The organism is Syntrophorhabdaceae bacterium, from assembly GCA_028713955.1.
In the GTDB taxonomy this organism is placed as follows: Bacteria; Desulfobacterota; Syntrophorhabdia; order Syntrophorhabdales; family Syntrophorhabdaceae; genus UBA5609.
Genome location: JAQTNJ010000142.1, coordinates 3,479 through 8,097, shown reverse-complemented (window position 1 = coordinate 8,097; position 4,619 = coordinate 3,479). Strand labels below are relative to the sequence as shown.

Here is a 4,619-nt window from a genome sequence, read left to right as displayed (position 1 = left end):
CACATTCTTATTGAGGTGATCCCGTGAACGTTAAACCGGGAACCCACATCGCCATTACGGTGGACATGGATCCCTTAAGAGAAACGATCGACGTTAAAAACTCCATGGTCCATGATGTTGCGGGGGAAAAGATTATAGTAGCACAGACAGACCCCCCTATTCTGAAAAGTTACCTGAACAGGATTGTCTACATAACCTACCTCGGGAAAGAAGAGGGCAGACCTTTAAGGTATGGTTTTCCGGCGAGGGCGCTGGAGTTTGTAAAAGACTATAAGCTGAGTTCCTCGGAAACGACACAGGCAATAGTTCTAACGCAGGAAGCCGACGCCGCGCCCTATAACCTGAGAATGTTCTACCGGTTGGAGCCGCCGAGCAACAGCGGTCTCGATATCTATATTGACGGGGAGAGGGCCGGCATCCTTGACATTTCCATCGGCGGCGCGAGCTTCAGTCATAAAAGAAACACCCCCTTCCAGACCAACTCGACCATCGGGATCATATTGAGCATTGACGGAGCAGAAACCAGGATCGACGCACAGGTATTGAGGGTAAGGGAACCGGAGAGCAACAGGCTTAAAAAAAGTCTCGAGCTCGTATCGGTATCCTTCCTGAATATGCCCGGCAGCACAAAGAACACGCTGAGTAGAAAGATCAGGGACATTGAGCGAAAGATGCGGTTTGAGAACAAGTTCTATTAAGAACAGTAGATCGTAGACAGTATATCGTATATAGAAACTGCAAGAGAACCCGTATAAAAGCAGTCGATAGCGAATAGTGAATAGTGAGAGGCAAAAGAAACCACCGAACGCATTATCCTTGTATAGTATTTCCCGGTATCCGGCATAGCGCCCGACACCGATGCCCCTTGAAATATCCGGGAATACGGTCCTCCCGCCTTTATTTCGAGCCGTAGCATATTGTAATGCTTTGCGGTTTACTATCTACTATTCACTATCGACTATCGACTGCCTTTTTTGTTCCACGTGAAACATTTCCGGGGAAAATGCAACGGGGCAGTAATTATTTAAGGTAATTTCGCGCCTTACGGGAAAGACCTTCAATCTGGTTCGCTGTCCCCTCACGCTCTTCCGGCGCAGTTTGCCTGATGATTTTTCCGGGAGTTCCCATGACCAGCGAATTAGGGGGTATAAAGGCGCCGGCAACCACAAGACTTCCGGCACCAACAATGGAGCCGCTGGAAACGATAGCGCCTTCAAGAACAATGGCCCCAATCCCTATAAGGGTGTTGGAGTAAATGTGTGCCCCATGGACAATGGAGCCATGACTGACAAGAACTTCTTCCTCGATCCGGACGGGATGACCTTCGGGTGATTCAATAAGAGAATGATCTAACACTGCGGAACGCCTTCCGATATAAATATCGGCGCTGTCAGCCCTCAGAACAGCCATAGGCCAGATGCTCGCACCTTCTTCGATGACGACATCCCCTATGACACGGGCAGAGATATCGATAAAGACACTGCGGTGGATACGGGGATTTTTGCCCTCATAGCCGGTAATGTATTTGTTTGAATCCATACAGTCTCCCTGGTCCGTGGAGCATCCCGTACCCACTTTGTGGGTACGGGGCCCGTGAACTCGCTATAAAAAAGTAGGTCCAATAGGCCTTATAAGACTTATATTTTTTTCGCTCTGAGCCGGCCTTCTCGCCGAACGCCCAACGCCGAACGGTTTCTTTGCGGTTCCGATATACGATATACGAACTACGATATACGATTTACCATGAGCCGCTTTATCGCTCACCGTATTCATCTATGTACCGTTCAATATATTCGGTCACCTTTTCATTGGGCAGGTACACGCCAAAATGTCCTTCGCAGAGGATATCGGCCCTGAGGGCAAGGAGAATTTCCATGGATTTCTGCCAATGAGAGATGTTCGCGCCGAACTCTGCAAGGAAAGGGCCGTGGATGTCCTGACCAAAGAGGACCCTTTTCCCGCCGGTATCAACGTAGGCGGAGATAGAGCCGGGGGTGTGGCCGGGGGTGTGGAGACAGACGACCTCGCTGTCGGAGAAGCTGAGTCGGTCCTCCTTTCCGGCAAGCTTCACGTCCACGCCAAGAGGGGCAAAGTTGACGCCGTACCAGTATGCCGCCGTCATCCTGTTGTCGCCCCTTTCAACGACAGCGGCGTCAAGCTCATGCATGACAATCCGCGAGCCGTAACGCTTTTTGAAAACATGTGCTCCGCCGACATGGTCTATGTGGCAATGAGTGAGTATGATTGTTGTGATCTTTCCGGGATCGAGTCCCAGACTTATAATGTTGCCGATGATGCCTTCGGCGCCGGTCCCTGCGCCGGTATCAACGAGAATCAATTCACCGAGGTCAATGAGATATACCGAACAGTCCCTGGGGTCGCTGATATCCGAGCTGCCGACGATATATACGCCTTTAATGATCTCTTCAGGACCCATGTGTACCACTCTTGTAGATTATCTTATCCCGGATTTTTCATTAGGATGATCATCAGTGCCGGGCTCTTCCCCGCAAACACGCTCATTCCGCTCCAGCGGCTGCAGTTATCGGGGCTCACGTCGCCCCCTCTTCGAGCAAAGCCCGAAGAGACTTCCCTTCTCGCCCACGGTGTGGGCTGGTTTGTGTCGCTCGCGTTCATTGGGTTTGTTGAGTTTACTCTTGGCTCTCCGCTCTCTGCTGCCTTTCTCTCACAACGGTTTGCTACAGGACATCTCCACACAAGAGCTAATGAATTGTCCGGGCTTATATGCTAAGCAAGAACAGTCTAATGTCCTGAGGTTTTTTTATCAAGCCTTTTTATCGCCTGCTGCAGGCAATTTCGGCTGCAGGAGGATAATGCCGGCCTTGACACCTCCCCGCCCGGCATTGTATTATCAAGAAGAAAAAGGAGGAACGCACATGAAGATAAAATGGTACGGCCACGCATCATTTAAGATAACGACGGAAAAGGGGGTAAGGATTATTCTTGACCCTTATCAGTCAGGGGCCTTCGGGGGTGCCATGGGCTACGGGAAGATCACGGATGAGGCGGATATCGTCCTTACGAGTCATGACCACGAAGACCACAATTACACAAAGGACATCCAGGGCAGGTTCAAGCATATCAACAAGGCGGGTGCATATGAAGAGAAAGGGGTAAAGATACGGGTCATCCCGTCATATCACGATACCTCCGGGGGGAAAGAAAGGGGACAGAACCTGATCTTTATCATCGAGGCAGACGGGCTGGCCGTAGGGCACATGGGGGATCTCGGTCACGTCCTTGAAAAGGACGCGCTGAAACAGATCGGCAAGGTTGACGTACTTCTTTTGCCCGTGGGAGGCTTCTTTACTATCGATGCAAAGGAGGCAACGAAGGTAATGAACGACCTGTCTCCCCTTGTGACGATACCGATGCACTACAAAACAGAAAAATGCGACCTCCCGATCGCGGGCATTGAAGAATTTACCGGGGACAAAAAGACGGTCAAGGCAGCAGGCAGTACCGAGGTGGAGATCACGAAGGCAAACCTCCCGAAATCACAGGAGATAGTTTTACTGCAGTACGCCCTGTAGCGTCTTTGTGCGGGGGCCGGAGAATGATGAAAAAACTGTTTTCAAAGGAAGATATAGAGGGCGCGGTCAAGAGGCTCGCCTCATTGATAGAGAAGGATTTCGAAGGTGAAGACATTGTCTTTGTCTGTCTCTTGAAGGGTTCCTTCATGTTCACCTCTGACCTGGTGCGCTGCATCGGAAACCCGTCCAGAGTGGATTTCATGCGGGTATCGTCCTATGGGAATGCGATGAAGTCAAGGGGAGAGATATCGGTTACAAAGGACCTGGAAGAAGATATTAAGGACAGGAACGTGGTGATCGTGGAAGATATCATAGATTCAGGACTTACGTTAAAATCGGTACGCGAGATACTTAAGAAACGGGAGCCGAAAACACTGAAGATCTGCGCACTTGTTGACAAAAGGGCCCGGAGGGAAGTAGAGATAGAGGGCGATTACATCGGCTTTACAATCGACGACGGCTTCATCGTGGGGTATGGGATAGATTATGCGGAGCTGTACAGGAACTATCCGGAGATATACGTCGTTGAAGAAAACAAGGAAACGGGATAGTTCTTCGCTGGCAGCCCATGGCCCATAGTAACAACAGCCGGCTATTCACAATATTTGTGGATAAAATGTCTTTAGCAATAAAAACACTACTATACTCAGCACTTATCCTCTTGGTCGCCACGGGCGTGTCTGCGTTCCGGAATGAGCCGGACGGGTATAACGGGATTGTTTGGGGGACGGATATCTCGGCCTTGAAGGGTATGAAGGAGATAGGCGTCAGGCCCGGTTCGCCGGACACAAAAATATATGTTAGGGAAGAGGATACACTGCATTTTGGCAGTGTCGACCTGAAAGGCATTGAGTACGAATTCCTCAAGGGGAAATTCCGGTCGGTAACCCTGAAGGTAAAGGACCTTGCCCACTACGTGGCCCTCAAAAGGGAGGTCTTTGAGCGGTTTGGTCATGGCCGGGAACTGAACCCCCTTGCTGAGCGGTATTTCTGGGATGGTGCGACCTCGAAGGTGTATCTTATATCGGCATTTGACATTTCCTGAGACGATGCCTACGGGGAGGG

Annotated in this window: 7 protein-coding genes; 5 read left to right on the top strand and 2 right to left on the bottom strand. The window is 50.4% G+C overall.

Annotation, left to right across the window (positions count from 1 at the left end):
• Nucleotides 1-23: 23 nt before the first annotated feature.
• A complete protein-coding gene (locus tag PHU49_11650) occupies nt 24-698 on the top strand; it encodes a PilZ domain-containing protein (protein MDD5244659.1) in 675 nt (224 codons plus the stop codon).
• A gap of 322 nt (nt 699-1,020) precedes the next feature.
• Here the strand turns inward: PHU49_11650 and PHU49_11645 are convergent, their stop codons facing one another.
• Together PHU49_11645 and PHU49_11640 are read right to left on the bottom strand one after the other, a co-directional pair.
• Nucleotides 1,021-1,539 carry a gamma carbonic anhydrase family protein gene (locus PHU49_11645; GenBank protein ID MDD5244658.1) on the bottom strand — a complete coding sequence of 173 codons (519 nt, stop codon included), beginning with the start codon at nt 1,537-1,539 and terminating at the stop codon, nt 1,021-1,023.
• A gap of 214 nt (nt 1,540-1,753) precedes the next feature.
• Complete coding sequence (locus PHU49_11640) at nt 1,754-2,437, bottom strand: MBL fold metallo-hydrolase (GenBank protein MDD5244657.1); 684 nt, start codon at nt 2,435-2,437, stop codon at nt 1,754-1,756.
• 45 nt (nt 2,438-2,482) lie between these two features.
• On the opposite strand from PHU49_11640, the gene PHU49_11635 reads away from it, so the two are divergent.
• The 4 genes from PHU49_11635 to PHU49_11620 all read left to right on the top strand — a co-directional run bounded on the left by PHU49_11635 (nt 2,483) and on the right by PHU49_11620 (nt 4,599).
• Complete coding sequence (locus PHU49_11635) at nt 2,483-2,752, top strand: hypothetical protein (GenBank protein MDD5244656.1); 270 nt, start codon at nt 2,483-2,485, stop codon at nt 2,750-2,752.
• Between the two features lie 145 nt (nt 2,753-2,897).
• A complete protein-coding gene (locus tag PHU49_11630) occupies nt 2,898-3,554 on the top strand; it encodes an MBL fold metallo-hydrolase (protein ID MDD5244655.1) in 657 nt (218 codons plus the stop codon).
• 23 nt (nt 3,555-3,577) lie between these two features.
• A complete protein-coding gene (hpt, locus tag PHU49_11625; protein MDD5244654.1) occupies nt 3,578-4,105 on the top strand; it encodes a hypoxanthine phosphoribosyltransferase in 528 nt (175 codons plus the stop codon).
• Between the two features lie 65 nt (nt 4,106-4,170).
• A complete protein-coding gene (locus PHU49_11620) occupies nt 4,171-4,599 on the top strand; it encodes a hypothetical protein (protein MDD5244653.1) in 429 nt (142 codons plus the stop codon).
• Nucleotides 4,600-4,619: the final 20 nt, after the last annotated feature.